This window comes from Agromyces italicus DSM 16388 (assembly GCF_000421545.1).
In the GTDB taxonomy this organism is placed as follows: domain Bacteria; phylum Actinomycetota; class Actinomycetes; order Actinomycetales; family Microbacteriaceae; genus Agromyces; species Agromyces italicus.
In genome coordinates, this window is record NZ_ATXF01000007.1 from 18075 (window position 1) to 37416 (window position 19342).

A 19342-nucleotide genomic window follows, 5' to 3' on the forward strand; every position below is an offset into this window, starting at 1 on the left:
GACGGGCCGTCGGGGCGAGTCCCGGCGGCCCGTCGGCGTTTCACCCACCCCGAACCGTGATGCGCCCACGGCGAACAGCGCCCCACGGGGCATCCGGCTTGTTTACGCTCGATGTATCGACGTCCCCCGCCCAGTGGGGCCGTGAGGAGTAGAGCATGTTCGAGAGATTCACCGACCGAGCCCGTCGTGTCGTCGTCCTGGCCCAAGAAGAGGCCAAGATGCTCAACCACAACTACATCGGCACCGAGCACATCCTGCTCGGCCTCATCCACGAGGGTGAGGGCGTCGCCGCCAAGGCGCTCGAGTCACTCGGAATCTCGCTCGATGCCGTGCGCGAGCAGGTCCAGGACATCATCGGCCAGGGCCAGCAGCAGCCGACGGGGCACATCCCCTTCACGCCGCGCGCCAAGAAGGTGCTCGAGCTCTCGCTCCGCGAGGCGCTGCAGCTGGGCCACAACTACATCGGCACCGAGCACATCCTGCTCGGCCTCATCCGCGAGGGCGAGGGCGTCGCGGCCCAGGTGCTCGTCAAGCTCGGCGCCGACCTCAACCGGGTGCGCCAGCAGGTCATCCAGCTGCTCTCGGGCTACCAGGGCAAAGAGCAGGTGCAGGTCGGCGCGAACGAGCAGCAGACCCCGCAGGGCGGATCGCAGATCCTCGACCAGTTCGGCCGCAACCTCACGCAGGCCGCCCGCGAGTCGAAGCTCGACCCGGTCATCGGGCGCGAGAAAGAGATCGAGCGGGTCATGCAGATCCTCTCGCGCCGCTCGAAGAACAACCCCGTGCTGATCGGCGAGCCGGGCGTCGGCAAGACCGCCGTCGTCGAGGGCCTCGCGCAGGCCATCGTCAAGGGCGAGGTGCCCGAGACGCTGAAAGACAAGCAGCTCTACTCGCTCGACCTCGGCTCGCTCATCGCCGGCTCGCGCTACCGCGGCGACTTCGAGGAGCGCCTGAAGAAGGTCACCAAAGAGATCCGCACGCGCGGCGACATCATCGTCTTCATCGACGAGATCCACACCCTCGTGGGTGCGGGTGCCGCCGAGGGCGCGATCGACGCCGCCTCGATCCTGAAGCCCCTGCTCGCCCGCGGCGAGCTGCAGACCATCGGTGCGACCACGCTCGACGAGTACCGCAAGCACTTCGAGAAGGACGCCGCGCTCGAGCGCCGCTTCCAGCCGATCCAGGTCGCCGAGCCCTCGCTGCCCCACGCGATCAACATCCTCAAGGGCCTCCGCGACCGCTACGAGGCGCACCACAAGGTGTCGATCACCGACGGCGCCATCGTCGCCGCGGCGAACCTCGCCGACCGCTACATCTCCGACCGCTTCCTGCCCGACAAGGCCATCGACCTGATCGACGAGGCGGGCGCGCGCCTGCGCCTCTCGATCCTCTCGTCGCCGCCCGAGCTGCGCGAGTTCGACGAGAAGATCGCCGTCGTGCGCGCCGCGAAGGAGACCGCGATCGAGGAGCAGGACTTCGAGAAGGCCGCGTCGCTGCGCGACGAGGAGAAGAACCTCCTCGGCGAGCGGCTGCGTCTCGAGAAGCAGTGGAAGTCGGGCGACGTCAAGACCACCGCGGTCGTCGACGAGGGCCTGATCGCCGAGGTGCTCGCGCAGGCCACCGGCATCCCCGTCTTCAAGCTCACCGAAGAGGAGTCGAGCCGGCTCGTCTTCATGGAGAAGGCGCTGCACGAACGCGTCATCGGCCAGGAGGAGGCGATCTCCGCCCTGTCGAAGACGATCCGCCGCACCCGCGCCGGCCTGAAAGACCCGAAGCGCCCCTCGGGCTCGTTCATCTTCGCTGGTCCCACCGGCGTCGGCAAGACCGAGCTCGCCAAGGCGCTCGCCGAGTTCCTCTTCGACGACGAGGCGGCGATGATCTCGCTCGACATGTCGGAGTACGGCGAGAAGCACACCGTCTCGCGGCTCTTCGGCGCCCCGCCCGGGTTCGTCGGCTTCGAAGAGGGCGGCCAGCTCACCGAGAAGGTGCGTCGCAAGCCCTTCAGCGTGGTGCTCTTCGACGAGATCGAGAAGGCGCACCCCGACATCTTCAACTCGCTCCTGCAGATCCTCGAGGAGGGTCGCCTGACCGATGGCCAGGGGCGCGTGGTCGACTTCAAGAACACCGTCATCATCATGACGACGAACCTCGGCACCAAAGACATCTCGAGCGGCCCCGTCGGCTTCGCGCTCGAGGGCGACACCCGTACCGGGTACGACCTCATGCGCGGCAAGGTCAACGAAGAACTCAAGAAGCACTTCAAGCCCGAGTTCCTGAACCGCGTCGACGAGATCATCGTGTTCCCGCAGCTCTCGAAGCCCGAGCTGCTGCAGATCGTCGACCTCTTCCTGAAGCGGCTCAGCGAGCGCATGCTCGACCGCGACATGACCGTCGAGCTCACCGTGCCCGCGAAGGAGCGCCTCATCGAGGTCGGCTTCGACCCGGCGCTCGGCGCCCGGCCGCTGCGCCGTGCGGTGCAGCACGAGATCGAAGACCGCCTGAGCGAGAAGATCCTGCACGGCGAGCTGAACTCGGGCGACCACGTGCACGTCGACTTCACCGACGGCGAGTTCGTCTTCACCACCACGCAGCGCGAGCTGCCGGTGAGCGTCGGCGTGAACACGAACGCCGCGATCGGCACCGGGCCGGCGACGCCCGACCTCGCCGCGGCATCCGGCGAGTAGACGCGAACGATACGAGGGGGCGGATGCCGCGGCATCCGCCCCCTCGTCGCGCCACCCCGCCCGCCCCGTGTTCGTCTGGCGAAGAAGGTGTGTGGCGGGAATACGATGAACGGATGACGACCGAGTTCCACGTGCGACGGGCGCGCACGAGCGATGTGCCGAAGATCATCGACGTGGTGGAGCCGCTCGTCGGCCGACGAATCCTGCTCGGCAAGGAGCGGGTCGACCTGTACGGGGCGATCCAGGAGTTCCGCGTCGCGGAGGCCTCCGACGGGCGTGTGATCGGCGCCGGCGCGCTGCACGTCATGTGGGAGGATCTCGGCGAGGTGCGCACCCTCGCCGTCGACGACGCCTGGCTCGGCAAGGGCGTCGGGCACGCACTGCTCGACAGCCTCGAACAGGAGGCGCGCGAGCTCGGGTTGAGCCGGCTGTTCTGCCTCACGTTCGAGACCTCGTTCTTCGGACGCCACGGCTTCGAGGACATGGGCGCCGAGACGGTCGCGCCCGAGGTCTACGCCGAACTCGTGCGCTCGCACGACGAAGGCGTGGCCGAGTTCCTCGACCTCGCGCGGGTCAAGCAGAACACGCTCGGCAACACGCGCATGCTGAAGCGGCTCTGAGCTCACTCCGGCGCGCCGCGCGGATGCCTCGGGGCGAGCCCCTGCGGCCGTACCCTGTGAGCATGTCGACGAATTCCGAACCCTCCGGGCGCCAGACGCCGCAGGTGTATCGTCGGCGCCGACTCCTCGTGCTGCTCGGAATCGTCGCCGTCGTCGTCGCGATCGTGCTGATCATCGTGCGGCCGGGTGCGAGCTCCGGAGACGAGGGCTCGCAGAGCGCACCCCCGGCCTCCGAGTCGGCGGCACCCGAGACGGCGATCCCGACCGAGCCGACCGCGGTCGACGGCGACCCGTGCGGGCCAGAGCAGATCACCGTCGAGGCGATCACCGACAAGAGCTCGTACGCGGCGGATGAGCAGCCGCAGCTCTCGGTGACGATCACGAACACCGGCAAGAATGTGTGCGTGCTGAACGCCGGGACGAAGGCGCAGGTCTTCACGGTGACGAGCGGCGACGAGGTCTACTGGACGTCGACCGATTGCCAGACCGACCCGGTCGATGCCGAGGTGTCGCTCACACCCGGAACGCCGATCAGCTCGAGCGCCCCCATCGTCTGGGACCGCACCCGCTCGAACCCCGAGACCTGCACCGGTCCGCGTGAGACCGTGCCCGGCGGCGGTGCGTCGTACCACCTCGCGGTCGCCGTCGACGGATTCGAGTCGGCCGAGCAGAAGCAGTTCCTGCTGTACTGAGCGGGCGTCGCGGTCGGGCGCATCCCCCAGGAGCGGCAGGGCGGGCGTGCCGAGCAGCGGCGAACGCTCGGTAGCCTTGAGGCATGGCAGGCAAGGCACGCAAGAAGCCCGCGGGCGACCCGCTCGAGTTCCGATCCCAGGCACTCGCCGAGGCGCTCGAACGCCAGGACATGGCGGCCGTCGCCCTCGCGTTGCGCAACGGCAACACGGTCGTGCCCCTCATCAAGCCGGGGCCGCGCGACAAGCCGCTCGACGGCGGCGAGGTCTGGACGTTCCGCGACCCGAAGACGGGGGAGGTCGCGCTGCTGCTCTTCAGCGACGCCGCGAACAAGCCGGCGAACCTGCCGCCGGCCGTGGGCCTGCAGAGCCCGGGGTGGTTGCGCGCATTCTTGAAGCGACACGAGTCGACGATCACCACGGTGTTCCTCGACATCGCCGGACCGCACCCGATGCAGGCACCGCCCGGCGAGCTGTTGCGGGCGCTCGACGCCTGACTCGGTCGCTCAGAACGCCGCGTCGAGCTCGCGCGCGCGAGCGTCGTCGGCGACGAGCATCGCCCGGGTGACGGCCGCTCGCACGCTGCCCGCCTCGACGTCGAGGATGGTCGTGTAACCCAACCGGCGCGCTTCGGCCGCCCGCTGCTTGGCCGCGGTGACGGGGCGCACCTCGCCAGCGAGGCTGATCTCGCCGAAGGCGGCGAGTTCGTGCGGCACCGCGGCGTCGCGCATGGCTGAGGCGATGGCGACGGCGATGGCGAGGTCTGCGCCGGGTTCGCTCAGCTTCACCCCGCCGACGGTCGAGACGTAGACGTCGTGCTCGCCGAGCGCCTTGAGGCCGGCGCGGCGCTCGAGCACGGCGATGATCATCGCGACGCGGGCCGGGTCGACCCCGTTGACCACCCGGCGCGGTTGCGGCGCCTTCGTCGACACGACGAGCGCCTGCACCTCGACGGGGAGCGCACGACGGCCCTCGAGCGCGACGGTGACGCAGGTGCCGCTCACGAGGCTGCGGCCGCTCGAGAGGAAGAGGCCCGAGGGGTCGGGCACCTCGGCGATGCCATCGCCCGTCATCTCGAAGCAACCGACCTCGTCGGTGGGCCCGAAGCGGTTCTTGAGCGCTCGCACGAAGCGCAGCGCGGTCTGCCGGTCGCCCTCGAACTGGCAGACGACGTCGACGAGGTGCTCGAGCAGGCGTGGGCCCGCGATGGAGCCGTCTTTGGTGACGTGCCCGACGAGCAGCACGGGCAGCTGCCGCTCTTTCGCGACCCGGATGAGGGTCGACGCGACCTCGCGCACCTGGCTCGGCTGGCCCGGCAGCCCGTCGGAGAGCGAGGACGACACCGTCTGCACGGAGTCGACGATGAGGAGGTCGGGGCGGGTGACGTCGACCTGCCCGAGGATGGTCGCGAGGTCGGTCTCGGCGGCGAGGTAGAGCTCGCCGTGCAGGGCGCCCGTGCGGCCGGCTCGCAGCCGAACCTGGGCCACAGACTCCTCCGCGGTGACGTAGAGCACGCGGCGGCCGGTCGCGGCGACGCGGGCGGCGACCTCGAGCAGCAGCGTCGACTTGCCGACGCCGGGCTCGCCCGACAGCAGGATCGCGGCACCTGCGACGATGCCGCCGCCGAGCACCCGGTCGAACTCGCCGATGCCGCTCGGCCGGTGGGCGGCATCGCTCGTCTCGACGTCGACGATCGGCCGGGCGGCGCGGGCTTCGCCGAGCTGGACGGCCTGCACGGCGCGCACGATGCCGGTCTTCTCGGCCGCCTCGACGACCGTGCCCCACTGCTGGCACTCGACGCAGCGACCGACCCACTTGACGGTCGACCACCCGCACTCGGTGCAACGGAACGCGGTGGTGGGTCGGGCCATGCCCCGAGACTACCCGCGGGCTCCGACATCGACGGAGGCGGCGACGGCGACCGGGGCGAGGCGGCCGGTCGCGAGCGCGTCAAGCCGCGCACCCACGTGCGGCCGGAACGCCTCGGCCCACACGGCGTATCCGCGGTCGTTCGGGTGGAACATGTCGCGCGCGAACTGCGTCAGGATGCCGGGCAGACCCTGACGGCGGGTCGCCTCGTGCAGCGGCGCGACCGCGAGTCCGCGCGAGCGGGCGGCGGCGCGGAGCATCCGATTCGCCTCGGCGACCCTGCGCTCGTTGCGCGGGAAGTGAAAGCAGGGCAGCTCGCCGACGATCGCGTGCTCGGGAAGCTCGTCGAGAATCGTCCGCAGGTGGCGGTCGAAGGCCGCGGCATCCCAGCCGGCGATGTCGTTGGCGCCGATCGCGACCGTGACGACGTCGGGCGAGAGGCTGCGCAGGCGCGGCAGCTGGTCGCGCACCGCGAGCGCGGTGGTCGCGCCCGAGACACTGAGGTTCACGGTGCGGATGCTGCGCGCCGACGCCGCCCGCATCGCCTCCGCGAGCACGCCGACGTAGCTTCGGTCGGGTCGCGACGCACCGATGCCCTGGGCCGCCGAGTCGCCGAGGGCGACATAGAGCAGCTCGCCCTCGGCCGCACCGTGTTCGCGCCACCATTTCGAGTGCACCGGCAGGGTGTCGTCGAGTGCCGAGCGGCGGAGCTCCACCTGCGCGCGGAAGGGGCGCACGCCCGCGGTGCCGAGCACCGTCGACATCGCGAGCGAGGTGCCCGCGGCGAGGGCGCGCGCCGAGCCGCGCGGCCGGGGCGGCGCGAGCGCGGTGGCGAGGGCGGTGGTCATGTCGAGACGCTATCCGTGCCCGCTTCGAGTCGACTGGGCGCCGGCTGGGGGCCGGCTGGGCTTTCGATGACGAAGGGATCACGGCTCGTTTTGGCAGTCTTGCCCTCGTCGCCTACTATTGATCCCGGTACCGTGTCCGAGCGGCCGAAGGTGCAACTCTCGAAAAGTTGTGTGCGTGAAAGCGCACCGTGGGTTCAAATCCCACCGGTACCGCCACAGAACCCCGCGATCGTATGATCGCGGGGTTCATTGTTTCTCGGGAGGCCGAATGTTCGACGCGGTGGAACTCGACGACGGGGTCGTCATGCGGCTCGTCGCCGCGGGCGACGGACCCGCACTCGCCGCGGCCTACACGCGCAATCGGGAGCACCTGGCCCCGTGGGAGCCGCTGCGCACACCCGAGTTCTTCACCGCGTCCTGGCACCACCGCGACGTCGCAGGGGCGATGGCGCGCCTGGGGGCCGGCACCTCGGTGCCGTTCGTGCTCGTGCGGGGCGAGGAGATCGTCGGCCGGGTGAACCTCTCGGATCTCGTGCGCGGGGTGTTCGAGAACGCCAACCTCGGCTACTGGGTCGACGAGCGGTTCGTCGGGCGCGGGCTCGCCACGAAGGCGGTCGGCATGGCCGTGCACCACGCGCGTGCAGCCGGCCTGCATCGGGTGCAGGCCGGCGCGCTCGTGCACAACACGGGCTCGCAGCGGGTGCTCGAGCGCAACGGCTTCGAACGCTTCGGGCTCGCCCGCCGCTACCTCCGCATCGCGGGGGGAGTGGCAGGACCACGTGATGTACGAGCGCCTGCTCGACGAATGAATCGGGGCGCCGGGCATGTCTCAGGCCGCCGGTGGTAACGTGACTGCGTCGGGAGGAGGCATCGTGATCGAGTTCGTCGGCGCGCTCCTCCGTTCTGTGCAGGCCTCGCTCGAGCTCTCGCTCGCGTCGAACGGCGTGCTCGCCGTGCTCCTCGTGGGTGTCGTCGGCGTCGCGGCGGTCGCGCTCGTGGTCGTCGCATGTCGCGCGATGCCGGCGCTCGTCGCGGCCGACGCGAGCGGCGCCGCGCGCCGGCTCCGGCAGACCGCCGACCCCGGGCTCCTGCTCTCCCAGAGCGACCCCGACGCGCCGGGGCGTGCCCGGCCGAGGGCGCCGGGTCGCGGCCTCGCGGCCGCGTAGCGCCCTCTCGCCTCCGCCGAGCCCCGCCCGTCGTGTCAGACGTGCGCCGCCGGCGACTCCTCGGCGATGTTCGGCGTCCCGTCGCGGCCAGACGGACCCCGTTTCGCCGACCGCAAAGGACGCTCACCCGCCATGGATCTCTACGCCTTCCCGCCCCTCGCCGCCCTCCTCGACGGTGCGCACGCCGTGCTCATGGGCCTCGCCGACCTGATCGCACCGTTCACGGGCGCCGCGAGCGCCGCCGCCGCGATCGTGCTCGTGACCCTGCTCGTCCGCACCGCGCTCATCCCCGTGGGCGTCGCGCAGGCCAAGGCCGAGCAGGGGCGTGCCCGGCTCGCACCGCGGCTGGCCGAGCTGCAGCGCACGCACGCCAAGAACCCCGAACGACTGCAGCGAGAGATGATGGCGCTCTACCGCGACGAGGGCACGAGCCCGTTCGCGGGCTGTCTGCCGATGCTCGCCCAGGCCCCCGTCGTCGGCGTCATCTACGCCCTGTTCATCCTCCCGACGATCGCCGGACACGCGAATGCGCTGCTGCAGGAGACGCTCGCGGGTGTCCCGCTCGGCACGAGTCTCGCGGGCTCGATCGTCGACGGCACGCTCACGCCAGGGGGGCTCGCGGTGTTCGCCACGATCATCCTCTCGATCGCGCTCGTCGGCGAGGTGACGCGGCGGGTGTTCCGCGCGCAGGCGAACGGCGCGGCGAACGCGGCCGACGGCGCGGCGAACGCGGCATCCCCGTCGCCGCTCGCCACCGCCGGCGCCCAGCGGATGCTCGGCCTCCTGCAATTCGTCACCGCGATCATCGCGGTGTTCGTGCCGCTCGCGGCGGGTCTCTACCTGCTCGTCACCGTCGCATGGACGCTCGCGCAGCGGGTGCTGCTGCGTCGCGTGTACCCGCTCCCGCAGCCGAATCCCGCCTGATCCGTGCGCGTCGAACGCCCGGGGCGTGCGGCCGACACGCGCGACAAGGGCTTGCCCAGCTGGTCTCGCGGTGCCAACGTTGGAGGATCGAACGAAGGAGCAACCATGAGTTTCCTCGCGTTTCTGATCCTCGGCCTGATCGCCGGGGCCATCGCCAAGCTGATCCTGCCAGGCAATCAGGCGGGCGGCTGGTTCGTCACCCTGCTGCTCGGCGTCGTCGGGGCCCTCCTCGGCGGCTGGCTCGGCAGCCTCATCCTCAACCGCCCCTTGACGGAGTTCTGGGACCTCGGCACGTGGCTCCTCGCGATCGGCGGCTCGATCATCGTGCTGCTCATCTGGGGTCTGGTCACGCGCGGAAGCCGGAACAGCGCGGCCTGATCGCCGTCGGCGAAGGCGGATGCCCCGTGCGGCATCCGCTTTCGCTGCGGCGCGTACCGCGCCGGTTCAGCCCCAGCCGGTGTCGACGAGTTCGACGAATCGGGCGAGCAGTCGCTGCGGTTCGGTGACGCTCGCCGAGTCGAGCCGTGCGCTCACCTCGCGCAGTTCGCTCGCCGGGAAGTAGCCGTGGTGACGGTACACCTGCGCCCGGGCGATGAAGTCGGCCGTCGACACCTCGGGGTGGAACTGCGTCGCATACAGGCGGGCCCCGACCCGATAGATCTGCACGGGGCATCCGGCCGAACTCGCGAGCAGCACCGCACCGCCCGGTAGCGTCTCGACCGACTCCTTGTGGCCGACGAGGGCATCGAAGCTGGGCGGCAGCGCGCCGACGAGCGGGTCGGCGGCGCCCTCGGCCGTGAGGGTGATCTCGACCGCCGCGGCGTTCTCGCCGTGCAGGGTGCCGACGGCGCCGCCGAGCACCTGCGTGAGCACGCCGATGCCGTAGCAGGTGAACAGCAACGGGAATTCGGCCTCGAGCGCCCACTCGGCCAGCTCGGCGAGCTCGCTCTCGACCCGGCGTTGAACCGCGTGCTTGTTCGCCTCGGGCGTCGTCACGTTGTACGGGCTGCCGCCGACGATGATGCCCGCGTACGCGGCGAGCGGCACGCGGCCGAGCGACTCGACGTCGAGACGATGGTGTTCGAGCCTGCCCGCATCGAGGCCGGTCGCGCGACGGACCGATTCGTACTCGGGGCCGACCGCCTCGATCTCGGGGCGTGCAGAGAGGAACAGGAACGGCGCTGCCGCGGTCATCGGCCCTTCCTCCGCCCGCGCTGCGAGGCGGTCCGGCCGGATGCCCCGCGGCCCGAGCCCGAGCGCCCGGACACGCCCTTGGCTGAGCCCTTTCCGGCGGTCTTGCCGGTGGGCCTGCCCCCCGCGCGAGCCGCCTCGGCGGCCCGACGCTCGGCGGCCGCCTTCTTCGCCGCCTTCGCGGGCGAGAGCTCGGGCGTCTCGTCGGCCCGCGAACTGCGTGCGGTGCGGCCCCGCACGACGCCGACGAACTCCTGGATGTCGTCGTCGTCGCGTTCGATGCGCCAGACGAGCGCGATCCGCGTGGGCGGGGCGTCGGACAGCGGAACGGCGACGACGTCGCGCCGTTGGTGGAGCCGCGCGATCGAATGCGGGACGATCGCGTAACCCGTGCCGGCCGCGACGAGTTCGAGGGTCATCGCCGGGTCGAGCTGCACGGGCGCGGGCGATTCGCCGTCGAGATCGGCCACGGCGAGCTCGGCTTCGTCGGCGAAGGGATGCTCCTTCGGCAGCGCGACGACGGCGAGCTCCTCCCAGAGCGGGATGACGTGGAGTCCCTCGGTCTCGACCGGCAGCCGTACGAAGGCGAGGTCGGCCTCGCCCGTCCGCAGGCGCTCGAGCTGCAGGTGCTCGTCGACCCGCTCCGCCTCGAGCGGCAGGTCGGCGCGGCGCTCGCCCCACGCGCGCAGCCACTTCGACGGCGAGACGCCCGCGACGTAATCGAGCCGCAATGCCATTCGGCGCCCCCTTGTTTCCTGCGTGCGGATGCCTCTCAGGCTACCGTCGGCTACGGTTGCAGGGTGAGTGAGAAGCAGCCGAAGGCCATGAAGCCGCAGTCCATGAAGGCAGAGACGGCGGCGAAGAAGCTCGGCATCCTCCTCGACGCCGCACCCGAGGAGTTCCGCGCCGCGGTCATCACGCGCGACGAGCTCGCCGCGTTGCAGGCCGACCCGCCCGAGTGGCTCGAGACCCTGCGCCGTGAGGGGCCGCACCCGCGCCCCGTCGTCGCCGCGAAGCTCGGTGTCTCGAACTCGGGCCTCGCCCGAGGCGGCGTCACCGAGCCGCTCACCACGACCGAGATCAAGGCACTCCTCGTCGCACCGCCCGCGTGGCTGGTGCAGGAACGCGCCACTCAGGCGGCCGTCCGCGCCGAGAAGATCCGCGTCGCCGACCGTGACAAGGAGCGCGCCGCGCGTCGCGCCGCCGGCGGCGGAGGCGGCAGCGGGGTCTGACCCGGCCCTCCTATCGCTCCGCGGCGGCGTAGCGCTCGCGGAGGAACCCCGCGACATCGGCGAGCTCGCGCTCGGACACCGAGTGGCCGAGGCCCTCGTAGATGCGCGCGTCGAGCGTCGAGTGTTCGGGCAGCCACGCCAGGGTGCGCGAGACGGATGCCTCTGGCACCACCTCGTCTGCGGTGCCGCGGCCCCAGAATACGGGCGGCGCGAGCCGTGACATCCGACCGTCGCCCTCGCGCTCGCCCGGGAGCGCGAAGCCGGCGAGACTGACCGCGAATGCGAAGCGCTCCGGCGCGCGGCGCAGCAACTCGAGCGCCATCGCACCACCCTGCGAGAAGCCGAGAAGGCCGATCGGCCCCGCGTCGGGTGCGGCGCGATCGAACCAGGCGAGCAGCGCGTCGACCGCGGCGTCTGCGCCCTCGACCGAGAGCTCGGCGCCCTCCGCGAGCAGCGGGAACCAGGCGTAGCCGTATCCCGCGAAGATCGGCGCCCGCAACGAGGCGACGGCGGGCTCGAGCGGCAGATACGGCGTGAGGCCGAACAGATCGCCCTCGTTCGAGTTGTAGCCGTGCAGCAGCACGAGCAGCGGCCGCCCTTCGCGGTCGGCGGAAGAGGCCGACCAGAGCACGGCGTCGTCGTCGATCAGCACACTCGTCATGCGACAACGCTATCGGCGTGGGGCAGAATCGAGGGCATGAGCGTACGCACCCCCGATCCCGACTGGAATCCCGACGATGAGCCCGTCGTGCGTCCGCCGGCGAACCCGGGCTGGTTGAGCGACCTCGAACTCGCGGAGGTGCGCGGTCGACTGCCGCTCCTCTACGTCGAAGCCGTTCCGGTGCGCGTCGACGGACTCGGGCAGGTCACCGAGGTGGGGGTGCTGCTGCGCGCCAACGCCGTCGGCGAGATGACCCGCACGCTCGTCTCGGGGCGCGTGATGTACGGCGAGACCATCCGCGACGCCCTGTTCCGGCACCTCGAGAAGGATCTCGGGCCGATGGCGTTCCCGCTGCTTCCCGCGAGCCCGGTGCCGTTCGGCGTCGCCGAGTACTTCCCGCTGCCGGGCATCACCCCGTTCACCGACGAACGACAGCACGCGGTGTCGCTCGCGTTCGTCGTGCCCGTCACGGGCACCTGCGAGCCGCGCCAGGACGCGCTCGAAGTGACGTGGATGACGCCGGAGGAGGCCGTGGGTGAGACGGTCACGAGCGAGATGGAGGGCGGGCGGGGCCTGCTGGTGAAGCAGGGCCTCGCCTCGGTGGGCGCCCTGCGCTGACGGTCTCGACACGCACCGCCACCCGACCACGGGTGGGGACTCAGCGAACCAGCCGCACCTCGTGGATCTCCTCGCCGAGGAACGGCACGTGCTGGTCGGCGCTGTCGGCGGTGAAGCCGTTGCGCGTGTAGAAACGATGCGCGCGGGGGTTGTCGGAGGCGACCCAGAGGTAGACCGGTTCGGTGCCGACGGCGGCATCGAAGAGCTTCTGGCCGATGCCGGTGCCGTGGTAGGCGTCGAGCAGGTAGATGAAGTACAGCTCTCGCTCGCGCGGGGCGCCGTCGTCGCGGGCGGGGCCCGAGCCGACGAAGCCGACGATCTCGCCGTCGACGAGGGCGGCGAACTGGGCGTACTCCTCGCCGCGTTCGGCGTAGTGGTTCCATAGTTCGGCCATGCGGCGCGGCGAGAGCTTCTCGAACGCGGCGGCGCTGATCAGGTGGTCGTAGGTCTCGTGCCAGCAGGTGGCGTGGACCCGGCCCAAGGCTTCGACATCGGAATCGCGGATGGGACGGACGACGACTTCGGCAACGACTTCGGTGCTCATGCCCCCGAGACTAAGCCAGTCCGTCGTCGGTGCGAAATCGGGCCCGCATGACGGATCGGGAACCTCGGCGGGTCATCCGGACATATCAGTGCATGGCAACTCCCACGAATCCCCGATCGGCGGAACGCCCGGTTAGGCTTGCCCGAGCATGGGCGAAGACGGGCGGACCGACGCGGCGCTCTGGCTCGAGGCGACGTCGGGCACGGAGGCCTCGTTCGGCGTGGTCTACGATCGCTACCGCGCGCGCGTATTCCGCCGCGCCTACGCGCAGGTGCACGACGTCTCCGACGCCGAGGACATCGTCGCCGTGGTCTTCCTCGAGGCCTGGCGTCGTCGAGGCGACGTCCGCTTCGTCGACGGTTCGCTGCTGCCCTGGCTGCTCGTCGTGACCACCAACGTGACCCTCAACACCCAGCGCGCCGCGCGGCGCCACAAGCGGCTCCTCGCGGCCATCCCGGCCGCCCGGCACGCCGTCGACCCCGGACGAGAGGTCGAGGAGCGCCTCGACGGGCAGCGGCTCACCGGCCGCCTGCAGCAGGCGCTCCAGCGGCTGAACCCCGCCGAGCGGCGAGTGGTCGAATTGTGCTTCATCGAGGAGTTGCCGCTCGCCGACGCGGCGGCCGCGCTCGACGTCCCGCTCGGCTCGGTCAAGTCGCGCCTGTCGCGCGCCCGTCGCAAGCTCCAGGTCGAGCTGGGCGACGCGGTGTGGCCCGAGTCGCGTGCGGCGGCAGCCGAAACGCGTGCGGCGGCAGCCGAAACGCCGTCGCACGAGGCCCGCCCGCCCCGACCCGCGCACGCCGCCGACGACCTGGAGGTGACCGGATGACCGAGCCCGAGATGCGGCCGGATCGCGCCGACGCGATCCGGGCGATGCTCGTCGACCACGTGAGCCGCGAACCGGCCGTGCGCGCCGCCCGCCGGCGGCGGCGGGTCATCGGCTGGGGCGGGCTCGGGGTGCTCGCCGCGGGCGTCGCGGTGACGGCCGGCACGGTGCTGCTGGCCCCGGGCCCGGTCACGCAGAGTACCTACGTGCAATGCCTGAGCGAACCGACCCGAGCAGCCGACGGCAGCTATCCCGGTTCGGGCGCGTCGGTCACCGAGAGCGACGAACAATGGGGCGACCCGATTCAGATCTGCACCCTCATGTGGGAGCAGGGGCTCTTCGAGCCGGGGTACGACCCGCTCGCCGAGCACAACCCCCCGGGCAGGGTGCCCGAGGAGTTGCAGCTCTGCGTCATGGAGGACGGCACGGCCGCAGTGGTGCCCTCGCCCAACGAGTCGATCTGCGCGGCACTCGGGATGGCACCGCCCACCGGCTGATCTCCTGAGGCCCGGAGATCGACCGATCGGCGGGCGTCAGCCCAGCGTGCCCTTCGGGCGGAAGACGAGGGACTTGATCCGGTCGTTGTAGCTGCCGAGGGCGCTGCAATAGGGCATGCAGTTCATGCGCGACCCGCCGTAGCTCGTGGCCAGGTACCCCGTCGCCCAGCACCCGTTCAGGCCGATGATCGAACTCACCGACGTGTTCCAGCTCGACGAGAGCGACGGGAAGCCGAAGGTCGCGCCGTCGCACCCGCTGGATCCCCAGAACGTCAGGCTCGACCCGCCCTTGTTGATGTCCTTGTAGATGCGGCCGACCGCGACCGATGCGGCTGCGACCGACCCGGCCGCGAGCGAGCGGGAGCCGACCGCCGCCGAGCGCTCCTCGAGGTAGCGGTCGACCTCGTCGACCGAGGAGAAGCAGACGGGCTCGGGAACCTTCGCGCGGGGTGCCTCGGCCGAGCCGATGTCGAGCGCGCAGTGCAGCTCGGCGCCTGCCGGCGCGCGGGCGGACAGCGCGGATTCGGACAGCTCGAGCGCTGCGGGGCTCGCCGTTCGCGGCTCGGCGCTCGCCGGCATGGCCGGTGCGAGCACGCCGACGGCGAATACGAGCGCGGTCGCTGCGGTCAGTGCGGACTGACGGATGGACATCGATGACTCCTTCGGGATCGGGTTCGGCGCGGTCGTCACCGACCGGCCGCACTGATATGTCCGGACCTCAGAAGAAAGTTCCACGAATCGGGAACCTTTTCGCCCCACCCGGACATATCCGTGGTGAGGGAAGGAGTGGCGATGCGACGCACGAAGTCGATGGCCATCGTGTTGCTGGCGTTCGCCGCCGCGGCGATGGTCGCGCTGGCGATGGTCGTCGGCGGCGAGATCGGCCGCGCGGTCATGCCCGCCGGCTGAGGCGACGCATCGCGATCGACCCGGGCCGAGGGGACACGGCCCGATCCCGTCGGGGGACGGGAATGCGGGGTCGACGATCGGGGGAACGCCGACCCGCAGCACCGGGGCCCGTGGAGTCGAACTCCACGGGCCCCGGTGCACTCGACGGGAGGGTCAGCCCTGCGCGCGCCGGTTGGTGCGCGTGTTGCGCGACGGCGAGACGAGGCTGCCCACCCGGATCGGCTGCTTGGCGCCGCCGCGCGAGCCGCCGCTGCGCTGCGCGCCCGTCGACTGGGCGCCGCGGCTCTGGCCCGAACCCTGCTTGGGTGCGCTCGACTTGGCTTCGGCGGAACGACCCGAGCGATCGCGGCGCGGAGCGCCGGCGGGGACATCCGACTGGCCGGCGCGACCGCGACCGCGACCTCCCTGCGACTGGCCCTGGCGTTCGCCGGCCTGGCCGTCGCGAGCGGCGCGCTTGCGCTGGGCGTTCGCGCCCTGCGAGCGACCGCCGCCCTGCTGCGGTGCAGCAGCGCGGGGAGCAGGCTTCACGTACGGCGCGACGTCGCCGACGAGCTTCACGACCTGGGGAGTGGTGGGCACGGCCGGCGACGGGGTCACCGTGATGGCCGCCTTGCGGAGCAGCTGCTTGAGGTCCTGGAGCTGGCCGGGCATGGCGATCGTCACGACGTCGCCCTCGCTGCCGGCGCGCGCCGTGCGACCCGAGCGGTGCAGGTACGCCTTGTGCTCCATGGGCGGGTCGACGTGCACCACGAGCTCGATGTCGTCGACGTGCACGCCGCGCGCCGCGACATCCGTCGCGACCATGACCTTCGCCGTGCCGTCGGCGAAGGCCGCGAGGTTGCGGTCGCGCTGCGGCTGCGACAGGTTGCCGTGCAGGTCGACGGCGGGGATGCCCTGCTCGGTGAGCTTCTTCGCGAGCTTCTTCGCGTGGTGCTTCGTGCGCATGAAGAGGATGCGACGGCCCATGCCGCTCGCGAGCGTCTTCACGAGTTCGAATTTCGTGTCGGCGTCGTCGGTGAGGAAGACGTGGTGGGTCATCGCCGCGACGGGCGAGTTCGCCTCGTCGACCGAGTGCAGCACCTCGTTCTCGAGGTAGCGCTTGACGAGCTTGTCGACCCCGTTGTCGAGGGTCGCCGAGAACAGCAGGCGCTGGCCGCCGCGCGGGGTCTTGTCGAGGATGCGGGTGACGACCGGCAGGAATCCGAGGTCGGCCATGTGGTCGGCCTCGTCGAGCACGGTGATCTCGACGGCGTCGAGGTGCACGAAGCCCTGCTTCATCAGGTCTTCGAGGCGGCCGGGCGCCGCGACGACGATGTCGACGCCCGCGCGCAGTGCCTCGACCTGACGCTTCTGGTTGATGCCGCCGAAGATCGTCGTGACCTTGAGGCCGTACGCGTCGGCGAGCGGCTCGATGGCGCGTGCGATCTGGGTGACGAGTTCGCGGGTCGGGGCGAGCACGAGGCCGAGGGGGCGCCCGGCGCGGCGCTGTCCGCCCGCGAGGGTCGTGCCGAGACGCGCGACCATGGGCAGGGCGAACGCGATGGTCTTGCCCGAGCCGGTCTTGCCGCGGCCGAGCACGTCGCGGCCGGCGAGGGTGTCGGGCAGGGAGTCGGCCTGGATGGGGGTGGGGGTGGTCTTGCCGTCGGCGGCGAGGATCGCCACGAGGGGGGCGGGCACGCCGAGGCTTGCGAAGGTGGTGTCGGTCACTGGTGCCTTTCGGGGGCATGGCACGGCCGGGCGCGTCGCGCTTCGCAGTGCGGAGAGCGACGGAGTAGGCCCGGCGGTGGGAATTGGCGAAGGCGCCGGTCGGCGCATCCGTTCGCCGTATGAGAGTCATCGGGCGGCTCGGAGTTCGAACCCGGCCCGGAAGCGTTTCTACGACGCAGGCGGCGCGATCATCGCGCTCGCCGTCCGCCAGCATAGCGGATGCCCCTGTGCAGGCGCTGTCAGCGGGGCATCCGCTCGCCGACCGGCACCTCGGCGCGAAGCGTGCTGCCCTCCAGGGCGAGCGGGCACGACCACGAGGGGTCGTAGGCGCACGAGGGGTTGTACGCGAAGTTGAAGTCGACGACGAGGGTGTCGGTGTCGGCACCCGGCCCGAGGTCGGCACCCTTGACCGTGTCGAGGAGGTACCTGCCGCCGCCGTAGGTGCCGCCGGGCGCACCCGCGAGGGCGTCCTTCACGGGGAGGAACAGGCCACCGCCGTATCCGCTGAGCCGCCAGACGTCGAGCGTGCCGAGGTAGGGCACTCGCACCGCGCCGACGAGCGCGAACGGGATCTCGCCGTCGGTCGCACTGTCGACCGTCATCCGCTGCGGCTCCTCGGTGCGGCGCACCTCGAGTTCGAAGCGCCAGTCGGGGTCGTATCGGGCGACGGTGAGGCCGGTGAATCGCGCGCGGTCGTCGGGCAGCAACGGTGACTGGGGATGCCCCGCGAAGAGCTCGTCGCGGCCCGAGATCCACAGGGCGTGGCCGGCCGCAGGGTCATGCACGCTGAGCTGCCGCACCCCCGCGTAGAGGCCGAACACGCGGCGGCGCCAGTCGGCGAGCTGGAGTGCGCCGATCGAGGCGGTCATCGCCGGGGCTCCGACGCGCGGGCGTCGGCATCGGCGGTGCCGGGCGGATCGTACGACCAGCCCGGGGCGAGTTGCCTGAGTCGCCGGCCCCGCCACTGCCAGAACAGCCAGGTCGGGTACCACGCGGCGGGCTCCCAGGGGCCGGCGCTCGCGAGCAGCCGGTCGCGGTAGAGCGTGCGGCCGTCGGGGAGGGCGGAGACCGCCATGCGGTGATCCCATCGTCGGAACACCGCGAGCGGCCCGGTGATCGCGCCGCCCCCGTCGCGGAGCATCCGCACCCCCTCGGGCAGGCCGCCGGGGTAGCTCACGTGGACGAACTCCTCGCCCGCGGAGAAGCGGCGGAAGGCGAGCGCGCGCACTCGGTGCGGGCCCTCGGGCCAGATCGTCGGGAGACCGCCGGGCTCGAGGGACTCGAAGTCGAGCCAGGGCGTCACCACCTCGCGCAGCACGGCGGGACTCCGGATCGCACGCCACGCCGCGTCCGGTGTGCAGTCGAGCGTGAGTTTCAGGAGCACCCGCATGTGCCGAGAGTAGGACGGAGCACTCGTCGGTGCCAAGGGATCCGGGGTGATTCCCCGGCTCGTGCTCGGCGCCGCCGCGGTGAGCCTGCGCCGGCGCCCGCCCCGGCGGGTAACCTGTCGCGGTGAGCGCGACGACGGATCCCTTCGGACAGGCCAAGTACCAGGTGCGGTTCGACTGGGGCGCGGCCGGTGCCGATCGGATCGCTCCCGGGGTGCACGCCGTCGTGCTCGTCGACGCCCTCTCCTTCACGACCGCGGTCGTCGTCGCCGCCGAGCACGGCACGGCCGTCGCACCGTGGCCGAGCGACGATCTCGCGGGCGCCGCCGCCTTCGCCGCAGCGCACGACGGCGTCGTGGCCGTGCGTCGGGGTGAGGCCGGCCCCAGCCTGTCGCCCTCGAGCTTCATCGGGGCGCCCGAGGCCGCACCGCTCGTCGTGGTGCCCTCGCCGAACGGCGGCGCGCTCGCGCACCGGCTCGGAGTGCTCGGCGTCCCCGTCATCGCCGCCTCGATGCGCAACCGCACGGCGGTCGCCGAGCGACTCCTCGCGATGCAGGCCGAGCACGGCGACCGGTTCATGATCGCGGTCGTCGCCGCCGGCGAACGGGCCGGGATCGGGTCGGCAGGGTCCGGCGGACTCGCGCCCGACGCGGTGGAGCGCCGCCCGGCCGAGCCCGGCTCGCCGCTCGCCGACGGCACTCGTTTCGCGATCGAGGATCTGCTGGTCGCGGGCGCCGTCATCGACGCGCTCGTCGCCCGTGGCATCGATCACACCTCGCCAGAGGCCGCGGTCGCGTGCGCCGCCTACGAGGGGCTCTCCCGGGCGACCGGGCATCTCATCAGCGCCTCGGGCAGCGGTGTCGAACTCCGCGAGCTCGGCTTCGCGGGTGACGCGCGACTCGCCGCCGAGCGCGACGTCACCCCCGTCGTGCCGGTGCTGCGAGGCGGGGTCTTCGTCGCCGAATAGGATCT

General features: G+C 71.6%; 23 protein-coding genes and 1 tRNA gene. 14 read left to right on the forward strand and 10 right to left on the reverse strand.

Features of this window, described 5'->3' with window-relative positions; translation table 11 throughout:
• Nucleotides 1-155 precede the first annotated feature (155 nt).
• From H516_RS0110450 to H516_RS0110465, 4 genes are all read left to right on the forward strand, one after another.
• Nucleotides 156-2684, forward strand: a complete 2529-nt coding sequence (locus H516_RS0110450) for an ATP-dependent Clp protease ATP-binding subunit (RefSeq protein ID WP_022889668.1) — start codon at nt 156-158, stop codon at nt 2682-2684.
• A 113-nt stretch (nt 2685-2797) separates the two neighbouring features.
• A complete protein-coding gene (locus H516_RS0110455; RefSeq protein ID WP_022889669.1) occupies nt 2798-3304 on the forward strand; it encodes an amino-acid N-acetyltransferase in 507 nt (168 codons plus the stop codon).
• 62 nt (nt 3305-3366) lie between these two features.
• Nucleotides 3367-3996 (forward strand): hypothetical protein, encoded by a 630-nt coding sequence (locus H516_RS0110460; protein ID WP_022889670.1) that lies wholly within the window; start codon nt 3367-3369, stop codon nt 3994-3996.
• 83 nt (nt 3997-4079) lie between these two features.
• On the forward strand, nt 4080-4490 hold the full coding sequence (locus tag H516_RS0110465) for a hypothetical protein (protein WP_022889671.1): 411 nt from the start codon (nt 4080-4082) through the stop codon (nt 4488-4490).
• 9 nt (nt 4491-4499) lie between these two features.
• On the opposite strand, the gene radA is transcribed toward H516_RS0110465, so the two are convergent.
• Nucleotides 4500-5864 (reverse strand): DNA repair protein RadA, encoded by a 1365-nt coding sequence (gene radA / locus H516_RS0110470; RefSeq protein ID WP_022889672.1) that lies wholly within the window; start codon nt 5862-5864, stop codon nt 4500-4502.
• Between the two features lie 9 nt (nt 5865-5873).
• Nucleotides 5874-6710, reverse strand: a complete 837-nt coding sequence (locus tag H516_RS19610) for an SGNH/GDSL hydrolase family protein (protein ID WP_022889673.1) — start codon at nt 6708-6710, stop codon at nt 5874-5876.
• Between the two features lie 126 nt (nt 6711-6836).
• Between H516_RS19610 and H516_RS0110480 the strand changes: the two genes are divergently transcribed.
• From H516_RS0110480 to H516_RS0110500, 5 genes are all read left to right on the forward strand, one after another.
• Nucleotides 6837-6926: transfer RNA gene (locus tag H516_RS0110480), tRNA-Ser, on the forward strand.
• A 52-nt stretch (nt 6927-6978) separates the two neighbouring features.
• Nucleotides 6979-7557 (forward strand): GNAT family N-acetyltransferase, encoded by a 579-nt coding sequence (locus tag H516_RS20955; protein ID WP_342663206.1) that lies wholly within the window; start codon nt 6979-6981, stop codon nt 7555-7557.
• 25 nt (nt 7558-7582) lie between these two features.
• Nucleotides 7583-7876, forward strand: a complete 294-nt coding sequence (locus H516_RS0110490) for a DUF6412 domain-containing protein (protein WP_157432228.1) — start codon at nt 7583-7585, stop codon at nt 7874-7876.
• A 132-nt stretch (nt 7877-8008) separates the two neighbouring features.
• Nucleotides 8009-8800, forward strand: a complete 792-nt coding sequence (locus H516_RS0110495; protein WP_022889675.1) for a YidC/Oxa1 family membrane protein insertase — start codon at nt 8009-8011, stop codon at nt 8798-8800.
• A gap of 105 nt (nt 8801-8905) precedes the next feature.
• The gene (locus H516_RS0110500; RefSeq protein WP_022889676.1) at nt 8906-9178 is read left to right on the forward strand and encodes a GlsB/YeaQ/YmgE family stress response membrane protein; all 273 of its coding nucleotides are present in this window, start codon (nt 8906-8908) and stop codon (nt 9176-9178) included.
• A 66-nt stretch (nt 9179-9244) separates the two neighbouring features.
• Here H516_RS0110500 and H516_RS0110505 read toward each other — a convergent pair whose 3' ends face one another.
• Nucleotides 9245-9994 (reverse strand): glutamine amidotransferase, encoded by a 750-nt coding sequence (locus tag H516_RS0110505; protein ID WP_022889677.1) that lies wholly within the window; start codon nt 9992-9994, stop codon nt 9245-9247.
• On the reverse strand, nt 9991-10728 hold the full coding sequence (locus H516_RS19620) for a LysR family substrate-binding domain-containing protein (protein ID WP_022889678.1): 738 nt from the start codon (nt 10726-10728) through the stop codon (nt 9991-9993). Before H516_RS19620 ends, H516_RS0110505 begins: the two co-directional genes overlap by 4 nt.
• An 87-nt stretch (nt 10729-10815) precedes the next feature.
• On the opposite strand from H516_RS19620, the gene H516_RS0110515 reads away from it, so the two are divergent.
• A complete protein-coding gene (locus H516_RS0110515) occupies nt 10816-11223 on the forward strand; it encodes a DUF5997 family protein (protein WP_022889679.1) in 408 nt (135 codons plus the stop codon).
• A 10-nt stretch (nt 11224-11233) separates the two neighbouring features.
• On the opposite strand, the gene H516_RS0110520 is transcribed toward H516_RS0110515, so the two are convergent.
• A complete protein-coding gene (locus H516_RS0110520; protein ID WP_022889680.1) occupies nt 11234-11884 on the reverse strand; it encodes an alpha/beta hydrolase in 651 nt (216 codons plus the stop codon).
• Nucleotides 11885-11920: 36 nt separating this feature from the next.
• Here H516_RS0110520 and H516_RS0110525 point away from each other — a divergent pair, with 36 nt between their 5' ends.
• Nucleotides 11921-12502 carry an NUDIX hydrolase family protein gene (locus H516_RS0110525; protein WP_022889681.1) on the forward strand — a complete coding sequence of 194 codons (582 nt, stop codon included), beginning with the start codon at nt 11921-11923 and terminating at the stop codon, nt 12500-12502.
• Nucleotides 12503-12542: 40 nt separating this feature from the next.
• On the opposite strand, the gene H516_RS0110530 is transcribed toward H516_RS0110525, so the two are convergent.
• Nucleotides 12543-13046, reverse strand: a complete 504-nt coding sequence (locus H516_RS0110530; protein WP_022889682.1) for a GNAT family N-acetyltransferase — start codon at nt 13044-13046, stop codon at nt 12543-12545.
• 148 nt (nt 13047-13194) lie between these two features.
• On the opposite strand from H516_RS0110530, the gene H516_RS19625 reads away from it, so the two are divergent.
• Together H516_RS19625 and H516_RS0110540 are read left to right on the forward strand one after the other, a co-directional pair.
• Nucleotides 13195-13872 (forward strand): RNA polymerase sigma factor, encoded by a 678-nt coding sequence (locus H516_RS19625; protein WP_022889683.1) that lies wholly within the window; start codon nt 13195-13197, stop codon nt 13870-13872.
• Complete coding sequence (locus H516_RS0110540) at nt 13869-14366, forward strand: hypothetical protein (RefSeq protein WP_022889684.1); 498 nt, start codon at nt 13869-13871, stop codon at nt 14364-14366. The genes H516_RS19625 and H516_RS0110540 overlap by 4 nt, the downstream gene beginning before the upstream one ends.
• A 36-nt stretch (nt 14367-14402) precedes the next feature.
• On the opposite strand, the gene H516_RS0110545 is transcribed toward H516_RS0110540, so the two are convergent.
• From H516_RS0110545 to H516_RS0110565, 4 genes are all read right to left on the reverse strand, one after another.
• Complete coding sequence (locus tag H516_RS0110545) at nt 14403-15017, reverse strand: hypothetical protein (RefSeq protein WP_157432229.1); 615 nt, start codon at nt 15015-15017, stop codon at nt 14403-14405.
• A gap of 411 nt (nt 15018-15428) precedes the next feature.
• Nucleotides 15429-16982: a DEAD/DEAH box helicase gene (locus H516_RS0110555; RefSeq protein WP_022889687.1), complete on the reverse strand. Its 1554-nt coding sequence runs from the start codon at nt 16980-16982 to the stop codon at nt 15429-15431.
• A 239-nt stretch (nt 16983-17221) separates the two neighbouring features.
• Nucleotides 17222-17851 (reverse strand): DUF1684 domain-containing protein, encoded by a 630-nt coding sequence (locus H516_RS0110560; RefSeq protein WP_022889688.1) that lies wholly within the window; start codon nt 17849-17851, stop codon nt 17222-17224.
• A complete protein-coding gene (locus tag H516_RS0110565) occupies nt 17848-18372 on the reverse strand; it encodes a hypothetical protein (RefSeq protein WP_022889689.1) in 525 nt (174 codons plus the stop codon). Before H516_RS0110565 ends, H516_RS0110560 begins: the two co-directional genes overlap by 4 nt.
• A gap of 122 nt (nt 18373-18494) precedes the next feature.
• Between H516_RS0110565 and H516_RS0110570 the strand changes: the two genes are divergently transcribed.
• Nucleotides 18495-19337 carry a 2-phosphosulfolactate phosphatase gene (locus tag H516_RS0110570; protein WP_022889690.1) on the forward strand — a complete coding sequence of 281 codons (843 nt, stop codon included), beginning with the start codon at nt 18495-18497 and terminating at the stop codon, nt 19335-19337.
• Nucleotides 19338-19342 lie beyond the last annotated feature (5 nt).